Source organism: Helicobacter himalayensis, from assembly GCF_001602095.1.
In the GTDB taxonomy this organism is placed as follows: Bacteria; Campylobacterota; Campylobacteria; order Campylobacterales; family Helicobacteraceae; genus Helicobacter_F; species Helicobacter_F himalayensis.
The window spans coordinates 456,357-475,617 of record NZ_CP014991.1 but is presented as its reverse complement, the minus strand read 5'-3'; the positions used below and the strand labels follow the sequence as shown (position 1 = coordinate 475,617).

Here is a 19,261-nt window from a genome sequence, read left to right as displayed (position 1 = left end):
TTGTTGTTTAGGGGTTATTCAAAATCCCTAAACAACGCACCCAAATCAACCCCGCAAAGCTCTTTTTTTCCACATCTTTCAAGAAGTCCTTCCGCACCTTGTGCCAAATCTTGGCTTGAGATTCCGTGTGCAATTGAAATTTTTGCTTCTAAGAATGCACTTAGATGATCACAAAGCTTTAAAAACTCCCCACAAATTGGCTCAAATTTGTCTTTGTTAAATTTTGCAAAAAGCTCTTGTGCGCTTGAAGACTTATGCGGGAAACAATCAATTTTGTAGCGATTGCTAAATTCATCTTCTGTGAAATAGCGAATATCTTCTTGTATGTTATGCGGGACTTTTGAGAGGATTTTCTCACCCACTGCTTGAGATTCTATGGTTTTGATAAATTCATCTAAGCCCTTAATTGTGTGTTTGATTGGGGAGATAATATCGCGCGTGAGAATTTCTGGCAAATCGTGAAAAAGCCCACAAAGGAAGTGATTAATCCGCATTTGCGGACAACACGGCAAATCATAGCTTAAAAGATACGCGCTTAACGCCACAATGAGCGTGTGTCCTAACACAGAAGTAGCTGGGATTCTGGGCGTTTGACTCCAACGCTTTTGGAATCTTAGCTGTCCAAACATCGTGATAAGCTCCCTCGTGTCCTTATAAAGCATAATTTTTTTCATACCCGCTAGCTCGTAATGTTCTTCAACCTGCCTATCGATAATGTCCTTAATATTTTGCACATCATACATTTCAGGATTAAAGCGATAGATGATGTCAAACTCCCATTTTGAAGCGTAATAATGCGAGGCTTTGAGAATCTTTTTTTCCAAATTTTCTCTATGCGAGGTAAGATATTCACCCATTTTTGGGAAAAATTCATACGCACCCAAATCAGATTCTAAATTTTTTAGCACAAATTTTACAAGCTCATTATTATGCGTTTTGACAAGCTGATGAAACACCGGAGGCTTAATGTCTGTAAGCACCACGCGCTCGAAAAATTCAAAGCAAAATTGCAAAATAAGGCGCTCCCAGTCAATTTTCGCGCCATTTTCTAACTCTTCATAGCGAGCTAAAAGATAGGCAATGACGATTTTATGCGCCTGTTTATCAAGCTCAACAAATTCCACCGGCGTGGCTTGATCATTCCATCTACGGATACTTGCAGCGATAAAAATTTTGCGTAAAAGCGCGCCTTTTAAGCGCGGGGACTTTAGCTGGCTTGGTGGTGTGGTGGGCGTTGTGGATTGTGACATCATTTAGACTTTGTTGTGAGCTTAAGATTTTAAAAAATTATTTTTTGTAATAATCCCCGCTTACATTGACGCACTGCTGCTGGCATTCTCCTTTCGCGCAGATTGTTTTGCACTCAAGCGCTTGATACGAGCCCACAGGCTTTGGCTTCCCGCACGCATTCAAAGCAAACATTCCACAAATGCTAAAAATCCCTATAATAAAAAGTTTTTTCATAGTTTTTTCCTTAAGATTCTATGAGATTGTAGAATCTCCTAGCATTTTTAGTTCCATAATTTATAATGCAATTAAAACGCCTTTTCCCACTCATACGCGCTTTTGATAATAAAAGCTAAATCATCAAATTGCGGTTTCCACGAAGTGAGGTGCTTTATTTTGAAATTATCCGCTACTAAAATTGCTGGATCGCCCGTGCGCGGGGCAGAATCTATAACTTTGAAATCTACACCGCTCACCTTTTTCACCATTTCCACTACTTCGCTGACACTATAACCCCTACCATAGCCGACATTGAAAACTTCGCTTTGTTTGGTGGATTCTAAAAATTTGAGCGCGCAAAGGTGGGCGCTGGCTAAGTCATCAATATGGATATAATCGCGCACGCAAGTGCCATCTGGCGTTTTGTAATTTTTGCCAAAAATGCTCATACCTTCTCTTTTTCCGCTCGCGCACTCACAAGCCACTTTGATGAGATGCGTGGCGTTTTTGCTCCTTTGTCCCAAACCACGACTAGAATCTAAAAGCTCTTGAGTATTCGCACTACTCGCCCCTGCGACATTAAAATAACGCAAAATCGCGTAATTAAAGTTCGGATTTGCGATATGCGTATCCATAAGCACGCGCTCGCTCATCATTTTGCTCGCACCATAAGGATTTATTGGAGCGAGTGGGGCGGATTCTATAATTGGGATAAGTTTAGAATCTGGCTCTCCATACACCGCAGCAGTCGAGCTAAAGATAAATTTTTGGATTCCATATTTTATGCAAAGCTCGATTAAAAGCGTGGTGTTAAGCGTGTTGTTTTTGTAATACACTAGCGGAAGACTTACAGATTCACTCACAATGAGCGATGCAGCAAAATGCACCACCGCACTAAAATTATGTTTTGAAAAAAGAGAATCCAGCTTTGCGCTCTCGCTTAAATCACCTTTGACAAACTCCACGCGATTGGGGAATACAGACTGCAAGTATTCATAATTTTGTGCAAAGCCCGTGCTTAGATTGTCATAAATGACAATTTTGCACTCATCTCTATTGCGCAAAAACCAAAACGCACTATGAGAGCCGATATAGCCACTCGCACCGGTAAAAAGAAAGGTTTGCATTCTAAAATCCTTTAAAAATAAAAATTTACAAACTAAAAGTTGCATTTGCAAAAAAGGTGTCATTGTAGCAAAAAACTTAGTCCATAATCACTTGCAACTGCTCTAAAGTTTTGCCAAATTCCCACTTTTGCTTCAAATCCTGCCTGAGAAAATCCTCCATCAACGTCTTTTTACTAAGCGCTTCATCAAGCTCAGGGTCGCTTCCTTTTTGATACGCACCAATGCGTATAAGCACCTCATTTTCTTTCAATAACGCATACAAGCGCCTAAACTTCCGCACCGCCTGTAAATGTGCGGGACTCACAATATCATTTAAAAGCCTTGAAGCAGAAGAGAGAATCTGAATGGGTGGGTAAATCCCAAAATCTGTAAGCTCGCGTGAAAGCACGATATGCCCGTCCAAAATCGAGCGACTTTGATCCGCAATAGGGTCGCTTAAATCATCGCCTTCAACCAAAATCGTAAAAAATGCTGTAATTGAGCCAACACCCTCTTCCTTGCCCGCGCGCTCCATAAGTTGTGGTAAAAGCGTGAGAGTTGAGGGTGGGTAGCCCTTGCTTGTGGGTGGTTCGCCGAGGGAAAGCCCGATTTCTCTCTGCGCCATTGCAAAACGCGTCACAGAATCCATAATAAAAAGCACATCATTACCAAGCTGTTTGAAATACTCCGCAATCGCCATCGCACTAAAAGCCCCGTATTTGCGCATAAGTGGAGAATCATCGCTCGTGGCGACAATAATAATCGTGTTTGTCAAATCATTGCCGAGATTTTTTTGCACAAATTCTGGCACTTCTCTCCCACGCTCTCCAATAAGCGCGATAACTTTAATCTGCGCCTGCGCACCTTGGACAATCATTCCCATAAGGCTAGATTTCCCAACACCCGAGCCTGCGAAGATTCCCATTTTTTGCCCTTTGCCACAGGTTAGCAAGCCATCAATACTTTTCACCCCAACGCTAAAAATCTCATCTATCACGCCACGCTTCATCGCGCCTATGGGTGGGCGCATAAGTGGTGTGGTATCAGTTGTAAAAATTGCGCCTTTATCATCAATTGGCACGCCTAGCGGATTAATAATGCGTCCTTTGAGCGCATCGCCCACTGGGATTTGCAAGCCCGGATTCACAATCCGCACAATATCCCCACTTTTGCGTCCTTCTACAAAGGAAAATGGGCTTATTAAAAAAGAATCTTCTTCAATCGCGCTTACCATTCCCAGCTCTCTGCTTTGCTCTTTTTGGCGATTTTGATGCGTTTGAAAATTTTCATTTTGAGAATCTTTAGAGATAAACTCCACAATATCGCCTACACTTGGGCGGATTCCGTGTGCGACAATCATATTTGGCATAACTTTTATCACATTGCCAAAGCTAGGAGAGAGGTTGATATTATTTTTGAGTTTTTGGCGGATTTGCGAAAGCGGCATATATGCGTCCCTTTTGTAATAATAATCTAAATTTTAAGAATCTTTTGCTAGAATGCGCGCGCATTATACTTCATAACTCATTAAGGAAAGATATGGATTCTACAACTTCTACTATCAATACGCAAAAATACAATTCCGCAAATGCAAGTGTGAGCGGGAATATCTCCAAAAAGACTTTGGAAGAAAAGATTGAGGGTGTGATTAAAAAAATCGCAAAAAACATAAAGCTTGATGGTTTTAGAAAAGGTAAAGTGCCAAAAAACCTTATCCAAATGCGCTACAAAGAGCAAATCGACCAAGATTCTAAGCAAGAAGCGATTCAAGATTTACTCACAGAAGGTGCGAAAAAATTAGGGATTTCACACACGCAGATTCTAGGCAATCCCGCAATTACAAAGTTTGAGGAAAAAGATGGACAAATTGATGTGGAGATAAAAATTTCTCTCACACCAGAATTTAATGTAGATAAGGCGCTTTCTTGCGTGCCAGAAGTCAAACTCCCGGCTGTTAGCAAAAAGCAAATTGAAGAGCGCTTAGAAGAAATCGCAAAATCACGCGCGCCGCTTAAGGAAATGCCAAAAACACATACACTTGCAAAAGATGATATAGCGACAATTGATTTTGAAGGTTTTGTCGATGGGAAGGCGTTTGAAGGCGGTAATGGAGAGAATTATAATCTTAGCATTGGCTCAAATCAGTTTATCCCGGGCTTTGAAGATTCTCTTATTGGTATGAAAGCAGGAGAAAATAAGACGATTCAGGTTAGCTTTCCGGAGGAATATAACGCAGCGCATTTAGCAGGCAAAAATGCGGAGTTTAAAGTCAGCGTGCATAAGATTTCACAAAAAGAATTGCCAAAAATTGATGATGCGTTTGCAAAATCTGTGCTTGGGGATTCTGGCACATTGGAAGGATTGAAAGACGCCATTAAAGAACAATTAGAAGTGGAAAATAAAACAAATGCATATAATAAAGAATTGAAAGAAAAGCTTTTGACTGCGCTTATTAAAGAGATTAGCTTTGATTTACCAGAGCTTATTGTCGAGCAAGAAATGGATATTTTATTCCGCAATGCGCTAAACGCTATCACGCCAGAAGAGTTTGAAGAAATCAAAAACGATGAGAAAAAAGCTAAGGCGAAGCGCGATAGTTTCAAAGAAGAGGCGCAAAAAAGCGTGCAAGTAACTTTCATTATGGACGCGCTCGCAAAGAAAAATAATATTGTCATTTCAGATAATGAAGTGTTGCAGACAATTTATTATGAATCTATGATGATGGGGCAGGATCCAAAGGCAATGATGGAGTATTATAAGGCAAATAATCTTTTACCAGCGATTAAAATGGCGATGATTGAAGATAGGGTTCTAAACTTCTTGCTTGATTCTAAATTAGAAGATTCTAAGAAGCTCAAGGAATCTAAAGATTCTAAAACCTCGCAAGAGGGCGAAAAGCCAAAAAGCACGTCAAAGACAATAAAAGATTCTTGAATAGATTTCAATTTTAAAAACAAAAAAAGGACAGGTTATGACTTATATTCCTTATGTGATTGAGCGCACAGGTAGAGGGGAGCGCAGTTATGATATTTACTCTCGCCTTTTAAAAGATCGCATTATTTTGCTAAGTGGGGAGATAAATGACCATGTGGCAAGCTCTATTGTCGCACAATTGCTTTTCTTAGAAGCAGAGGATCCAGAGAAAGATATAAATTTTTATATCAATTCCCCCGGAGGCGTGATTACAAGCGCATTTAGCATTTATGATACGATGAATTATATCCGCCCAGATATTTGCACGATTTGTATTGGACAGGCTGCGAGTGCTGGAGCATTTTTGCTTAGTAGCGGAACTAAGGGCAAGCGCTATTCCTTGCCAAATTCACGCATTATGATTCACCAGCCATTAGGTGGCGCGCAGGGGCAAGCGACAGATATTGAGATTCAGACAAAAGAGATTCTGCGCTTGAAAAAGATTCTCAATGAAATTATGGCAAAAAACACAGGACAAAGTATTAAAAAAGTTTCGCAAGACACGGAAAGAGACTTTTTTATGAGTAGCGAGGAAGCAAAGGAGTATGGGCTAGTCGATGAGATTTTAAACAAAAGCTTAAAATAAGGGCAAAAGATGCTAGACAATAATAATGATTTTTTTGGGAGCTTGGGGCTAGAGCTTGAAAGTGACACGCCAACAGACAAGATAGAAGCCGATACAGAAAGCCTAGCCAAAGAGCATTTAAGAGATATTTCCAAAAAAACTATGCAGATTCTCGAGGATGAGAATATTTTACCGTTTCCGGAAAATTTTGAAAGTATTTTTGAGCGCAACCTTAAGCAAGAAACTAATGAAGAAGTCAAAAATAAAATTATCCACGCAAGGGAAGCGCGCGACTATACGACTAAAATTATCGCGCTTGAAAAGAATGTTGATAGGAGCTTTGGCGGGATAAAGTTAATATTAGAAAGTATTGGTGTGGTGTGTAAGAATCTAGAAAAAATCGAGCAAAAAACGCAAGAAAAAATCACAGAGATAGAAAATATAGAAAATCCATTTGCGAGCAAAAACGCTATTAAGATTCTCTTAAAAGATGTGCAAAGTGCGTATCAAAGTGTGTTTAACCAAATCAAAGGGATTGCAAAATCTTATGGCGCGACTTATGAAGAACTGCTTGATATGAAAAAGAACTCTATGTATGATACCACGCTTGGGATTTATAATAAGGAGTTTTTCCTTTCTCAACTTGCCAAAGAATGCCAGATAGATTCTGATCTTGCGTGCAATGGCGTGCTTTGTGTAATAGAGCTGGGCGAAAATTTACTTAAAGCACTCAAGGATAAAAAATCGTTTATCACAACTATTAAGATGGTTTCAAAAATACTTCTTGACCAGCTTGGCAAAAATGATAGCCTTTGCTATCTTGGGGATTCTGAATTTGGCGTGTTTATACGCAATATTACAGAATCTCAAAGTCAAGAATTTATCAAAGAAATGCTCAACATCCTAAAAACAAGCAATGTATATATAAACGATGAGCAGGTAAATCTCGAAGTGGTGGTTGGCATTAGTAAATTTGACACAACTTTAAGCGTAGAACAGAATCTTGAAAACACTAAAGAAGCACTAGGATCTGCGAAAAAAGAGAACAAACACTTTGAAATATACAAGTCGCAAGCAAGTGAAGATAGCCAAGAAGGCATAGACGATGATTTTGGAAATTTTGAAATACCCCAATAAGCGTCTGAAAGAGAAGTCAAAGCCTGTGGAGGTGTTTGATTCTAAGTTGCATACTTTACTTGATGATATGTATGAGACGATGATTGAGCGCAATGGCGTGGGATTAGCAGCGATTCAAGTTGGTGTGGCAAAGCAGATTCTTGTCATCAACCTTCCGCGCGAAGACAACCAGCAGTATAAAGAGGATTTGCTAGAAATCATTAATCCTGTATTTTTAAAGCAAGAAGGCGAGATTGCGTGGAATGAGGGCTGTTTGTCAGTGCCAGATTTTTATGAATCCACCACGCGCTTTTCGCATATTAGCCTTACGTATAAAGACCGTTTTGGGAATGACAAGCTTTTGCAGGCAGAAGATTTTCTAAGCGTGGCAATTCAGCACGAGATTGACCATCTTAATGGGGTTTTATTTGTTGATAAACTTCCGATTTTAAAACGCAAGAAATTTGAAAAAGAACTCAAAAAGCAAAAATAATATTTTCTTTGAGCCTTTATTACTTACCTTTCCACGCAAAATACACAAGGCGTTTGTATATAAACACATACATAAGCACAAAAAGCACACTTATGCCAATAAGCACAAAGGTATTGTTATAAAACATGCAGCTCAACACGATGAAAGGTACTTGCAACGCGCAAATACTCATCGAAGTCAAAGGATTACTTTTTACAAAGCGTTTAAAAATTAGCATATGGAAATGGATTTTGTCAGGTTGCATTGGCGATAATCCGCGTATAAACTTTTTTCGATAGATTGAAAAGAGCACATTTCAATCTTACATTTTTCACGAATATCCCTTTGGCACGGTTATACAGGTTTTCTTAACAAATTCTTAAGAGAGAGTGGATTCTGGTAGATTCTAAAAGGAGCTTTTAAAAAACTCCAAAAATTGTAACATATTTATTCATTTTACATATACATAAAAATTCATACAAAAATTTCAAAACCTTTCAAAGGAGGCAGTTTGAGTAAAATTCATAAAGGCATAAACAAAATCTCACTAGCTAAAAAACGCCAAATTCGCTATATTTTGTTGCTTGAAAATCACCATTATGTCGAGTTTTGCAATAAAGCAAGTTTAAAGGAATACATCTTTATCTATCGCGCGCTTTATGATACGCGATTAACACGTGCAAAATACAAAGCATTTCGATGTTTAGGTAATATTTTACGTCAAGTAAATGATGTGTAAATGCGCTCGTAGTGTGTTTTCCCTTAAGGCAAAACACAAAGAATATATATTACAATGCATATTTTGCCCTATTTTAAGGAGTTGGAATTATGATAAGCGAGCATCTTATTTTCTCGAGTATTGTGGGTTTTGTAGCGAGTTTTTGCCTTTGTGTAATGGCTATTCTTACTTCAAAACACTTGTATTTTTTTGTGGATTCTGCAAATTCAAAAAAACCACAAAGATTCCACACCGATAACACCTCTAGAGCTGGGGGCGTGGGGATTTTTATAGCATTTTGCTGTTCATATATGCTTTTTTTTGGTTATGATAGATTGATGCTTGGGCTTTTATTTGGTGCGTTTATCATCTTTTTTAGCGGGCTAGCAGAGGATTTTAGTTCCTCGCTAAATCCCAAAATAAGACTTATTTTGCAATGTTTTGGCGCATTTTTAGCGTGCTTTTTGATGAGCGTGTATATCAAAGATTTGTCGCTTGGATTTGAGTTGCCAAAGGTGCTTGGTGTGCTCTTTAGCATATTTGCGCTTGTGGGCGTTACAAATGCTATCAATATCATAGATGGCTTTAATGGGCTTGCCAGCGGGATTTGCCTGCTAATTTTTGGGGCTATTGGTTTTGTGGCGTTTGAAGTCAAAGATAAAGATATTTTTGAGATTTGTATTCTTATCATTATGGCAATTTTAGGATTTCTTGTGCTTAATTTTCCAAAAGGTAAAATTTTCTTAGGTGATGGTGGGGCATATTTTTTGGGCTTTTTGGCAGGATTCTTACTTATCCTTTTGACGCAAAAAAATGCAAATGTCAGCACTTGGTTTGGGTTTAGCGTTATGATATATCCAGTATGGGAAGTGCTCTTTTCAATCTATCGGCGTAAAAGCAAAAAGCTTCAAGCTATGCAACCAGATGACCTACATTTACACACCTTGCTTTTTAGTGGGCTTTCAAAACGCACACGAACCTCATCTTTTAAAAATGCCCAAACTTCACTTTTACTTTGGATTTGCAACGCGCCTTTTATTATCCTAAGTTGCATGCTGTATCAAAATACGTCGGCACTCATTGTCTTAAGCGTGAGCTTTATGGTGCTGTATAGTTTTTGCTATGTCTTTTTAAGACGCAAGGTGTGATTCTAAAAGTAGTGCTCCAAATATAAAAAGTTTCACGCAAATCCCAGCCACAAGTCCAGCCAATACATCGTCACCAATCACGCCAAATCCGCCTTTTACCTCTCTATCGATTTTGCCAATAAACGAGGGCTTGAAAACATCAAAGATTCTAAAAAGCAAAAAACTAACAAAAATCCCGCCACATAACCAAAAAAGCGATTTATCCAAAAGCTCGTGAGGGTTAAGAAAACTTAGCGCTACCCACATACCCACAAGCTCATCAATAACAATACCTTTATCATCGTGCGCGCCACCATTTTGCTCGAAAATATCAATCTGCTTTGTCGCAATCACACCAACTAACAACGCACATAAAAATAGACTTTCTTGGGAAAAAAACAAAATTGGTAGCGCAAAAGGCAGGCTTGCCAACGTGCCAAAAGTACCTGGTGCCTTTTTGATATTCCCCACATATAAAAGACTTAAAAACGCCCACCTTGCATTGTTTTTCATTTTTTAATCCTTACTAAAACAAGCCCTTAAGAAGTTTTTTGCCCCCTTCTTGGATTTTTTGTTTAGTTTTTTCATCTTCTAGGAGTTTTTCAACCTGTCTGCCAACTTCTTTTTGCGCGTTTTGGATAAGCAAATTTTTCGCATCAACTCTTACATTCGGCTTGCTAATGGCATTTGTGAGATACACATCAACCTTATTTTCTTTGATTCCTACGGAAATCTTAGAATCTATGCTTTCTTTTTCAAAATCAAGTTTTGTGCGCTCACTGCTTATTGTGGTGTTTTTGCTCGCAAGGCTAAAGGCAGAATTAATCACTGCCTCATCAATATTCGCACTTAACGCAACATCTTTATACACCTCGCCCACCATATCAAACTTCAAATATTGCTTGATATTTTTTGTCAATTCATTTTCCAAGATTCTGCCTTCTTTCATACTCGCTTTAAGCGTGCCTTGCGAGGTTTTAGTATCGTAGGCAAAGTCGCCAAAAAGTGTTGAGCTAAAGATTTGACTTGTATTTAGCATTTTAAGCAAACTTAATGTATTGACAGAATCAAGCTTTGCATTCAATTGAGAATCTTTGAGCTCACCTTTAATATCCCCACCTAGGCTTTGTGTGTGAAAATCTGCGGATAGAATATCTGCAAAGCTAAATTTTCCTTGCGCTAAGATTTTGCCAACAAGTTTGAGTTTAGTTGCAAATTTAAGCTTGCTTAAATCTGGAAGTGTGAGTGTGTAAGGTGCGCTAAAAGTGATTTTTTCTAAATCTAGTGCTATTGGCTTTGCTTCTAAAATCGCAAGGGGCGAGCTAAAAATCGCATTCGCACTGCCTTTAAGCTCTTTGATATCCACGCTTACATTGAGCTCAAATGGCGTTTTTGGCATATCAAGCTCAAATTCTTTTTTCATCACCGCATTTTCCGTGTTAGCTTTGATTTGCGCGTTTATCGTGGCATTAAGTTTCTTGGCAAGATTTGATGCGTCAATGTCTGCTGTAAGCGTGCCTTTGACATATTGTGGCATACTAAGAATCCAAAGTGCCTTGTGAATCTCTAAATCTTTAATCCCTAAATTCGCGGTATTTGGCGCAAGATTTTTCAGATTTAACGCATAGCTCGTTTTAGAATTTGCCACATTGCTAACACCTTGAATATCAAGATTTTGCATAATCGCACCAAGCGCGCTTCCTTGCGTTTTAAACTCACCTCTTAAAGGCATACCTACTAATGGTGCAAATAGCGCAAGATTTGAGAGATTGATACTATAAGTGCTGTTTGTGAAAAGATTTTCAAGCGTTGTTTGCCCTTCAGATTCTATCACGCCCACATTTGAGTTAAATTGCAGTGTGTGTGCGACTTTGTCCATATCAAAGATAAGGGCGAGTGTGTTTGTGAAATTTATTTTTGGAATCTCCACGCCAAAATCTTTTTTGACAAGATTCTGTGAAAGCGCACCCTGCGTGATTTTAATATCCGCACGCCCGTTAAATTCCAAGTTTTCATTTCCTTTTATATCTGCTTGAACGCCCAAAAGTCCGCTTGCATAAGGTTTCTGCCCAACCATTGCAAGCGCTTCTTGAATCTGTAAATTTCTAATATCTGCCCTTATAGATTCTAAGCTAAAATCTTTTACAAACGCGCTAATAAGACTAAAAGAGTGCGCAATATCACTTGAAACACGTAGGCTAAGATTCTGAATATTTCCTTGTGCGAGTGCTTCTAGTGTGAAACTCCCGCTTAGTGGTGTCTCCACAAGCTCACCAAAAATGCTAATATCCCTCGCATCGACTTTGAGCGCTAAATCCACATCTTGCGAGAAAAACGAAAAATCCCCATTTAAAGTAATGATGATATTTTCCTCATTACGCACAAGCACATCCATAGAATTAAAGCGCAGTTTGAAAGTTTCAAGCTCCAATTTTAGTGGCGCGTATTTATCGATCTGTGCTTGTAAAAGTGGCTTAAATAGGTTATTGCCAATGGGTGTAAAAAGTGCGACAAATAGCAATAGCACAAGCACAAAAATAATCCCAAAAAGCCAAAACAAAAATTTTTTCATTTCTCTATCCTTTAATGTATGTAATTTATGAAAACTCGGATTTATAAACTTGCCTAGATTCTGAAACATTAAATAAGCGCGCTATTGTAGCAAAATTTGCGCTTTAATATTCATTAAGGCTTAAGTTGTAAATGTTAGGATTTATTGGTGCGAATTTTAATTTCATTTGCCAAAACTTAACTTTTATTTTTATAATGCGCGCAAAAACTATAGTTAATTAATCAGGAATAAGAATGCAACAATTTGTAGCACAGGATTTAAGGGCAAAAAATCTCAAAATCACCCCGCAACGCATTGCGATGCTTAATGAAATCAAAAAAAATGGGCATATGGATGTCGATGAGATTTACGCACACATAAGGGATTTTTACCCTTCTATCTCGCTTGCAACTATTTATAAAAATATTAGTGCGCTTTGTGAAGCAAATATTTTGCGCGAAGTTAAGGCTCCCGGTCAAAAGCAAAAATATGAGCTTGCTTGCGATAGACATATCCATGTGACGTGTGAAAAATGTGGAAAACTGGAAGATATTAAAATCGATACAAGCGCGCTAGAAGCATTAGGTGCGGAAAAAAGCGGCTACAAACTTTATGATACTTCAGCGGTGCTTATTGGTATTTGCCCAGAGTGTACGAAAAAATCCAACTTAAACTACATTTCACCTCTAACTTGAAAATCTCTTAAAACAAAATCCCTATTTTTACTCTTTTTGCAATAATTTTGGCATATTTATTGCTTTAAACTTATGTAGTTATTGAGAAGTTTTAAGGAGAAAAAATGAGCTTAATTAAAGATATTTCAAAAGTCTATCCGCTCACTTATGAAGCCCTTAGTTTTCGCTCGCTTAGGCAGGATTTGATTTCTTCAAATATCGCAAATGTTGATACGCCATTTTATAAACCAAAAGATATTAATTTCGAACAATATCTCGCAAAGAGCGCAAATAAGGTGTTTAAAAAAGATAAAAACACAGAACTTCCACTTATCCAAAGTAAGGGCTCACATTTTGACGGGAAGCAAAGCTTACTAAATAAGGCGACAATGTTTTTCCGCGATGGGCATTTAGCAAGAAATGACGACAATAGCGTGGATTTAGATGTAGAAACTAGCGAAATGGGCAAAAACTCTACAATGTATCAAGCCCTAACCTCCGCACTTAAGCGACATAAGGGAATCTTTAGCTACGCTCTAGATTCTGGAAAGAATCTTAACTAATTTTAGGAGCAAAAAATGTCTTTTCTCTCTAGTTTTGATATTAGCGGTTATGGACTTTCTGCGCAACGCGTGCGCACAAACATTATCTCTTCAAATATTGCAAATGCCAACACCACGCGCACTGATGAAGGTGGACCATATAGACGTAGGGAAGTGGTATTTCGTGCGTTTGATTTCAATAAGGTGCTAAATGAGCGCTTAGGCACGAAAAACAATCAGCTCAAATATGAAGATCCACTTGGTGAAGGAAATTTGGGAATCGAGCCAAAACCTGCTATAATGAGCGTTTATATTCACAAAATCGTGCGTGATGACAGACAGCCATTGATGAAATACGATCCAAGTCACCCAGATGCAAATTCTGAAGGCTATGTGGCGTATCCCAATGTTAATCCAGTCGTAGAAATGGCCGATTTAATCGAAGCAACAAGGGCATATCAAGCTAATGTTAGCGCATTCCAAAGCGCGAAAAATATGGCGACAAACGCGATTAGTATGTTTCAAGCATGAAATGACTTGGTGAAGAGTTAGGAGAAAAAAATGGCAGATATTCAATTTGGCGTTATCAAAAGTGACATACTTCATACTGATATAAATAGCATTTCAAGTGCTGGAAACAAAGCCAATGGCGCAAAATATGATGGACCTGATTTTACCCAAACGCTTAAACAAACAATTGATGATGTTAATACCTTGCAACAAACCTCCGAAAAAGCGCTTGCAGATATGGCGACAGGACAAATTAAAGATTTGCACGATGCGGCAATTGCTATTAGCAAGGCGGAAAATAGTATGAAAGTTATGCTAGAAGTGAGAAATAAAGCAATTAACGCGTATAAAGAGATTATGAGAACACAGGTATAAAAATATAAAACAGGTATAAAATTCAGGTGCAATCTCTGCTTTTTTAAATTTTCTACACGACCCAATATTTAAAGATTTTGAGATAATTTCTTAGAATTTTTGTGCATATAATGCCAAAAGGAGTATCTTGCGAGAGCGAAAAGTAGCGGTTATTTTAAGCGTTTTTTTCTTTCTATTGCTGTGCTTTGTGGCATTTCTAGGCATTATTTATGTGAAAATTATCACCCCACGCAAACTTCCAACGTTGGAGGTTGCCAAAATCGATACTGCCTTGCGCGGATCGATTTTTAGCTCTGATAATTTCGAATTGGCTGCAAGCTCAAAGCTTTACAAAGCAAGTATCAACACCCAAAGCATCGACCCGCAAAAAAAAGAATTGTTTGTGAATCTCTTTTCAATATATAGCGGGATTCCTACAAGTGAAGTGTATAAAAAGTTTCAAGCGCAGGGCAATGTCGTGCTTTCCTATCGACTTTCGCCAAGTGTGGCGACAAACTTGCGGCGCTTAAATCTCATTTTGCTACGTTATGATGTGTTTAAGGAATATGAAAATGCCAAAGGCGTGGTAATCCCAAAACAGGGACTTACAATCCAAGTCAGCGGGATAAATCGCAGTTATCCTTACTCAAGCGTGCTTGAGCCACTCATCGGCTATGTGAAAAAAAACGAAATCGATGGAATCACGCGTGTTTATGGACTTAAAGGTGTTGAAAAATATTACAATGAGATTCTAAGCTCTAAGCAAGATGGACTTGTAAGCGGGAAGCGCGACATCGGCTTTAATGTGATTATGGATAAAAGCGCGGTAAAAAAACTGCGTCAAGATGGCTTTAATATCACTCTAAGCATTCCTTTACGTGTGCAGCACAAGCTAGAGATGATTTTAGACAAGGCGAAGGCGCGCTATAATGTGCAGGAAGTGATTGCAGGGATTATGGATTCTCAAAGTGGGCGCTTTTTGGCACTTGGGAGCTCAAATCGCTTTAATCCAAACACCTTGCGAAGTTTGCAAGATTATTCTGTGTTAAATTTGAGTGCGATTGAGCGCGTGTATGAGCCCGGAAGCACGATTAAACCTATCATTTACGCTATTTTGCTTGAAAAAAATATGATAAATCCAAAGCAGGTTTTTGACCTAGAAGGCGGTGTGGTGAAGATTAAAAACTACACAATCCGCGATAGCACGCTTGTAAAAAACGCCACACCAGAAGAGATTTTACTAAAATCTAGCAATATCGGTATGGTGAAACTTAGCGCCCCGCTAGATTCTCAAAGCCTGCATACTGCGCTAAAAGCATTTGGATTCTCGGATATCACAGGCATTGACTTACCTTATGAGAAAAAAGGCTCGCTCCCAAGTGTGCGACGTCTCAATATCGAGGAAGCCACAAAGGCAACTTTGAGCTATGGCTATGGTTTGCAGACGACTTTTGTTCAGATTATGCGCGCGTATGCGAGCTTTAGTAATGGTGGATTTCTCATCACACCGCGCGTGACACAATATATTAGCGCACCAAGCACAGAGCGCTATATCGCGCCGACACCGCAGCCCTTGCAGATTCTCTCTTCTCATAACGCGCAAAAAATGCAAGAGCTCCTCATTGATGTCGTGCAAAAAGGCACAGGCAAGCCCGCATCAGTGGAAGGCGTCATAGTAGGTGGGAAAACGGGCACGGCAAAAATTGCAAAAGATGGAAGCTATATTGACAAATACAATGGCTCATTTTTTGGCTTTGCAAAAGATTCTCAAAAAACTTACACCATAGGCGTTGTCGTCTTTGAATCTCATATCCAAAACGACTACTATGGCTCGCGCACAGCCGCGCCGATTTTTAAAGAAATTGTTGAAATGCTTGTAAATGAAGGCTATCTAAAGCCCCAAGATGCTCAAACTGCACTTGAATTGCAAGATTCTTAAAATTGCTTTTCTAGCAAGATGATTAAAAATCACAGCTCCAAATATGCCTTTGTTATCACACCATCAATGCCATAAGGAGCGAGGGATTTTATCTCGCTCAAGTCTTCAACCACGCATAAAAGTTTAGAATCTAGCAAATAAGTATCGATGATTTTTTGATATTCCTGCGCGTGAGAATCCACCAACAAAAAGCGCGGGCTAAAGTGCGCACATAGCATAAAATCAATCATATTTTCCACCATCACAGCACAGGGAATCTCAAATTCTTTGCAATGCTTTAAGAGCGCAAAATTTTCATTATGTCTAAACCACACGATACTATCATTTGGGCTTGTTTGGATAGATTGAATATTTTCCACGCGCCTAAAATGGGGCATTGTGATATGTGAATGTCCAAAAATTAGCATTTTACACCTTTTGCAAGCATTCTTGCGAGCAGTAAAAAACCCCGCCTCTTTGCAACGCATCATTTTGTGAGACAAAACTTCCACACAGCGCGCATTCCACCATTGTTTCACCTTGCAGTCTTTTAGAATCTTCACGCTTAGATTCTCCAATACTTGATGTTTTTTTAAGCCTTGGGCGTAAGAGCACAAACCACACAAACGCCACAACACCGACTAAAACTAACAAATACTTCACTTCTCACTCCTTACAACATCAAAAGAATTTTTTGCGTAAAAGTAGATTCTATCATTTCTTGTAAAACACTCATTTTGGCTTGCATTTGGCATTTCTCGCTTGAAATTTGAACCTTTGAAAAGCAAAAAATAGCCATTTTCGCGCAAAAAGGTACGCGATATTTTTATGAGTTTTGAGGCTGGCATCACCGCGCGTGAAGTGATTAAATCAACTTGCAGTGGGGAAGCAAGAGATTCTAAGCGTGCTTTATACACATTCACATTTTTAAGCCCTAGCTCACAAATCACATTTTGCAAAAATGAAAAACGTTTCGCGCGTGGCTCAAGGAGGATAAAAGTCGCATTTTGGCGCGCAATGCTTAGAGGAATCGCCGGAAACCCTCCACCACTGCCTATATCAAGCACATTTTCAAAGGTTTGCAAAAAACACAAAGGATACAAAGAATCCACAATATTTTCGTGCATTCCCTCCATTGTGCGCGCTCCGCTAAGATTATGCGTTTTATTCCAATGCAAAAGAAGTGCTGCAAAAGATTCCAAACGCGCTATTTGCGCAGAATCTAACATTATTTTATTTTCGCACAAAAGTGCGTTTAAGTCTCTCGTTTGAGGATTTTTCAGATTCATAAGATTAACATTCCATCGCCAAAAGAGTAGAATTTATAGCCCGTCTTTTTTGCCTCCTCATAAACGCGCAAAGTCTCTTCTCGCCCAATGAGCGCGCTTACAAACATTAAAAGTGTGGATTTTGGAAGGTGGAAGTTTGTCAAAAGCCCAAATTTTGCACACGGTGGATTATGCGGATGCAAAAAAAGTTCGCATTCGCCGCTATTTTTAGCCCCTCTTGCGTATGTTTCCACCACACGCGCGGCAGTTGTGCCGATACAAAGGAGTGCGCCATCATTCAAATGTTTTTGCAGGATTTCCTCACTTTGCGGTGAGATAAAAAAAGATTCTGAATGCATTGTATGTGCTCTAATATCTTCGCTCTCCACACCTTGAAATGTCCCAGCGCCTATGTGTAGCGTCACAAAGCAGGTTTGATAGTGCTTTTGTAGCGCGCTAAAATCCTGTGCGCTAAAATGCAGACTCGCCGTAGGTGCAGCCACAGCGCCCGCATACTTTGCAAACACACTTTGATAATCGCGCTCATCTTGGGCGTTTGCTCCGCGCTTAATATAAGGCGGCAGGGGCATAGAGCCGTGATTTTCTAAAAGCTCTAAAACTTGAGAAAAATCTAAAATTTTCCCATTAGAATCTTGAAATTCCACCACGCGCAAGCCATTAGAGAGAATCTCACAAATTCGCACCTGCACTCCAGAATCTAGCACAATGCAATCCCCACACCTAATCTTCCCACGTGTTTGGACTAAAAAGCGTGTAGGTGTAGATTTATTGGGCGCAGAGGAATGGAAAGAATCCAACTCTTTAGAATCTAATGTTTTACAATCACCAGATTCTAAGGGCTTGTGAAAAAAGATTTCGTATAATTTAGAATTTTCACTTTGAAATCTTTCACTTTTTTTACGCCCAAAAAGGCGCGCCTTAAGCACTTTTGTATCATTACACACAAGGATACTTTCACGCGGAATAATGTCGCAAAAATCGCTAAAATAAAAATGTTCAATACTTTTTTGCACCCTTTTATACACAAGGAGCTTTCCCGCACTTCTTGGCGTTGTGGGCGCATAGGCGATAAGCTCTTTTGGCAAATCATAATCATAAGATTTTAAAAAAAAATCTCTTTGGCTTGGCTCTTGCATAGAATCTTAATTTTCTTCTTCTAAGTCTTGCTCTAAATCCTGCTCCTTTGCGGGATTTACCATTTTTGCAATGAGGATTGAAACACCATACAGCCCGATAAGTGGAATTGCTAAAAAAATCTGTGAAATCACATCTGGTGGCGTGATAAGTGCTGCTATGACAAAAATAATCACCACCGCATATTTAAAAAAATTCTTCATCGATTGGTCTGTGATCATTCCAACGCGCGCGAGAAAATAGCTAAGCACCGGTAGCTCAAAGGTAATGCCAAAGCCGATAACTAGCCTTGTAAAAAACATCACATAATTATCCGCGCTAATGCTTCCCTCAAACTTATCATTCCCAAAAAGCAGGACATTCTCAATCACCACAGGCAACACGAGATAATACGCAAACGCCACACCCACGAAAAACATCGCACTTGCAAAGCCCACAAATGGCAGGACGATTTTTTTCTCGTGCTTATAAAGTCCGGGCGCGACAAAAAGCCAAAATTGCCAAAAAATAACCGGCATTGACACCACAAGTGCGGCAAAAAACGCGACTTTCAATGCAACAAACACACCCTCTAACACGCTAAGTGTGGCAAGGTGCGCGTTTATAGTGTCGTTGCTTAGTGCCTTATTCATAGGTGCTGCAACAAAGTCAAAGAGCAATTCCCAAAAGCTAAAGCACGCGCCAAAAGCCACAAGCAACGTAAGTGTCGAGATAATAAGTCGCTTGCGTAAATCCTGCAAATGTGGTTTTAAATCTTCAAACATTA

The 19,261-nt window shown here is 39.2% G+C and carries 23 protein-coding genes; 11 read left to right on the top strand and 12 right to left on the bottom strand.

Translation table 11 applies throughout. The features are described from left to right. Positions 1 to 14: 14 nt before the first annotated feature. The 4 genes from A3217_RS02265 to fliI form a co-directional block, all read right to left on the bottom strand. Complete coding sequence (locus A3217_RS02265) at positions 15 to 1,250, bottom strand: HD domain-containing protein (RefSeq protein ID WP_066387427.1); 1,236 nt, start codon at positions 1,248 to 1,250, stop codon at positions 15 to 17. Between the two features lie 37 nt (positions 1,251 to 1,287). Further along, positions 1,288 to 1,464 carry a hypothetical protein gene (locus A3217_RS09180; protein ID WP_197456904.1) on the bottom strand — a complete coding sequence of 59 codons (177 nt, stop codon included), beginning with the start codon at positions 1,462 to 1,464 and terminating at the stop codon, positions 1,288 to 1,290. A 71-nt stretch (positions 1,465 to 1,535) separates the two neighbouring features. Beyond that, positions 1,536 to 2,573 carry a UDP-glucose 4-epimerase GalE gene (gene galE, locus A3217_RS02260; RefSeq protein ID WP_066387425.1) on the bottom strand — a complete coding sequence of 346 codons (1,038 nt, stop codon included), beginning with the start codon at positions 2,571 to 2,573 and terminating at the stop codon, positions 1,536 to 1,538. Positions 2,574 to 2,649: 76 nt separating this feature from the next. After that, positions 2,650 to 3,999, bottom strand: coding sequence for a flagellar protein export ATPase FliI (gene fliI / locus A3217_RS02255; RefSeq protein WP_066387418.1), 1,350 nt, complete (start codon positions 3,997 to 3,999; stop codon positions 2,650 to 2,652). A 92-nt stretch (positions 4,000 to 4,091) separates the two neighbouring features. On the opposite strand from fliI, the gene tig reads away from it, so the two are divergent. The 4 genes from tig to def are packed head-to-tail and all read left to right on the top strand — an operon-like array spanning position 4,092 to position 7,699. Further along, positions 4,092 to 5,486: a trigger factor gene (tig, locus tag A3217_RS02250; RefSeq protein WP_066389682.1), complete on the top strand. Its 1,395-nt coding sequence runs from the start codon at positions 4,092 to 4,094 to the stop codon at positions 5,484 to 5,486. A gap of 37 nt (positions 5,487 to 5,523) precedes the next feature. Continuing rightward, the gene (clpP, locus tag A3217_RS02245; protein ID WP_066387417.1) at positions 5,524 to 6,111 is read left to right on the top strand and encodes an ATP-dependent Clp endopeptidase proteolytic subunit ClpP; all 588 of its coding nucleotides are present in this window, start codon (positions 5,524 to 5,526) and stop codon (positions 6,109 to 6,111) included. A gap of 9 nt (positions 6,112 to 6,120) precedes the next feature. Then, entirely contained in the window at positions 6,121 to 7,227 is a 1,107-nt protein-coding gene (locus A3217_RS02240) for a diguanylate cyclase domain-containing protein (RefSeq protein ID WP_066387412.1), read from the top strand. Beyond that, positions 7,196 to 7,699: a peptide deformylase gene (def, locus tag A3217_RS02235; protein WP_066387410.1), complete on the top strand. Its 504-nt coding sequence runs from the start codon at positions 7,196 to 7,198 to the stop codon at positions 7,697 to 7,699. The genes A3217_RS02240 and def overlap by 32 nt, the downstream gene beginning before the upstream one ends. 19 nt (positions 7,700 to 7,718) lie before the next feature. On the opposite strand, the gene A3217_RS08945 is transcribed toward def, so the two are convergent. After that, positions 7,719 to 7,943 carry a hypothetical protein gene (locus tag A3217_RS08945; RefSeq protein ID WP_197456903.1) on the bottom strand — a complete coding sequence of 75 codons (225 nt, stop codon included), beginning with the start codon at positions 7,941 to 7,943 and terminating at the stop codon, positions 7,719 to 7,721. A gap of 246 nt (positions 7,944 to 8,189) precedes the next feature. Here A3217_RS08945 and A3217_RS02225 point away from each other — a divergent pair, with 246 nt between their 5' ends. Then, positions 8,190 to 8,417, top strand: a complete 228-nt coding sequence (locus A3217_RS02225; RefSeq protein WP_066387406.1) for a hypothetical protein — start codon at positions 8,190 to 8,192, stop codon at positions 8,415 to 8,417. A gap of 89 nt (positions 8,418 to 8,506) precedes the next feature. Next, complete coding sequence (locus tag A3217_RS02220; RefSeq protein ID WP_066387404.1) at positions 8,507 to 9,544, top strand: glycosyltransferase family 4 protein; 1,038 nt, start codon at positions 8,507 to 8,509, stop codon at positions 9,542 to 9,544. Here A3217_RS02220 and A3217_RS02215 read toward each other — a convergent pair. Both A3217_RS02215 and A3217_RS02210 read right to left on the bottom strand, forming a co-directional pair. Beyond that, the gene (locus A3217_RS02215; protein ID WP_066387402.1) at positions 9,527 to 10,036 is read right to left on the bottom strand and encodes a phosphatidylglycerophosphatase A family protein; all 510 of its coding nucleotides are present in this window, start codon (positions 10,034 to 10,036) and stop codon (positions 9,527 to 9,529) included. The two genes, A3217_RS02220 and A3217_RS02215, sit on opposite strands and share 18 nt — an antisense overlap. Before the next feature lie 13 nt (positions 10,037 to 10,049). Continuing rightward, positions 10,050 to 12,095: a hypothetical protein gene (locus A3217_RS02210; RefSeq protein WP_066387400.1), complete on the bottom strand. Its 2,046-nt coding sequence runs from the start codon at positions 12,093 to 12,095 to the stop codon at positions 10,050 to 10,052. Positions 12,096 to 12,328: 233 nt separating this feature from the next. On the opposite strand from A3217_RS02210, the gene A3217_RS02205 reads away from it, so the two are divergent. The 5 genes from A3217_RS02205 to A3217_RS02185 all read left to right on the top strand — a co-directional run bounded on the left by A3217_RS02205 (position 12,329) and on the right by A3217_RS02185 (position 16,093). Continuing rightward, positions 12,329 to 12,769: a Fur family transcriptional regulator gene (locus A3217_RS02205; protein WP_066387398.1), complete on the top strand. Its 441-nt coding sequence runs from the start codon at positions 12,329 to 12,331 to the stop codon at positions 12,767 to 12,769. A gap of 104 nt (positions 12,770 to 12,873) precedes the next feature. Next, a complete protein-coding gene (gene flgB / locus A3217_RS02200; RefSeq protein WP_066387396.1) occupies positions 12,874 to 13,311 on the top strand; it encodes a flagellar basal body rod protein FlgB in 438 nt (145 codons plus the stop codon). A 15-nt stretch (positions 13,312 to 13,326) separates the two neighbouring features. After that, positions 13,327 to 13,821 carry a flagellar basal body rod protein FlgC gene (gene flgC / locus A3217_RS02195; RefSeq protein WP_066387391.1) on the top strand — a complete coding sequence of 165 codons (495 nt, stop codon included), beginning with the start codon at positions 13,327 to 13,329 and terminating at the stop codon, positions 13,819 to 13,821. 30 nt (positions 13,822 to 13,851) lie between these two features. Then, positions 13,852 to 14,175, top strand: coding sequence for a flagellar hook-basal body complex protein FliE (fliE, locus tag A3217_RS02190; RefSeq protein WP_066387388.1), 324 nt, complete (start codon positions 13,852 to 13,854; stop codon positions 14,173 to 14,175). Between the two features lie 127 nt (positions 14,176 to 14,302). Continuing rightward, positions 14,303 to 16,093: a peptidoglycan D,D-transpeptidase FtsI family protein gene (locus A3217_RS02185; RefSeq protein ID WP_231860265.1), complete on the top strand. Its 1,791-nt coding sequence runs from the start codon at positions 14,303 to 14,305 to the stop codon at positions 16,091 to 16,093. A 29-nt stretch (positions 16,094 to 16,122) separates the two neighbouring features. Here A3217_RS02185 and A3217_RS02180 read toward each other — a convergent pair whose 3' ends face one another. Genes A3217_RS02180 through tatC form a run of 5 tightly spaced genes read right to left on the bottom strand, consistent with a single transcriptional unit; the run spans position 16,123 to position 19,259 of the window. Then, positions 16,123 to 16,500 (bottom strand): hypothetical protein, encoded by a 378-nt coding sequence (locus A3217_RS02180; protein ID WP_066387385.1) that lies wholly within the window; start codon positions 16,498 to 16,500, stop codon positions 16,123 to 16,125. A 1-nt stretch (position 16,501) separates the two neighbouring features. Then, positions 16,502 to 16,735: a PP0621 family protein gene (locus tag A3217_RS02175; RefSeq protein WP_066387384.1), complete on the bottom strand. Its 234-nt coding sequence runs from the start codon at positions 16,733 to 16,735 to the stop codon at positions 16,502 to 16,504. Then, a complete protein-coding gene (gene rsmG / locus A3217_RS02170; protein ID WP_066387381.1) occupies positions 16,732 to 17,361 on the bottom strand; it encodes a 16S rRNA (guanine(527)-N(7))-methyltransferase RsmG in 630 nt (209 codons plus the stop codon). Before rsmG ends, A3217_RS02175 begins: the two co-directional genes overlap by 4 nt. Then, on the bottom strand, positions 17,358 to 18,497 hold the full coding sequence (queA, locus tag A3217_RS02165) for a tRNA preQ1(34) S-adenosylmethionine ribosyltransferase-isomerase QueA (RefSeq protein WP_066387378.1): 1,140 nt from the start codon (positions 18,495 to 18,497) through the stop codon (positions 17,358 to 17,360). Before queA ends, rsmG begins: the two co-directional genes overlap by 4 nt. 6 nt (positions 18,498 to 18,503) lie before the next feature. Then, positions 18,504 to 19,259 carry a twin-arginine translocase subunit TatC gene (tatC, locus tag A3217_RS02160; RefSeq protein ID WP_066387376.1) on the bottom strand — a complete coding sequence of 252 codons (756 nt, stop codon included), beginning with the start codon at positions 19,257 to 19,259 and terminating at the stop codon, positions 18,504 to 18,506. Positions 19,260 to 19,261 lie beyond the last annotated feature (2 nt).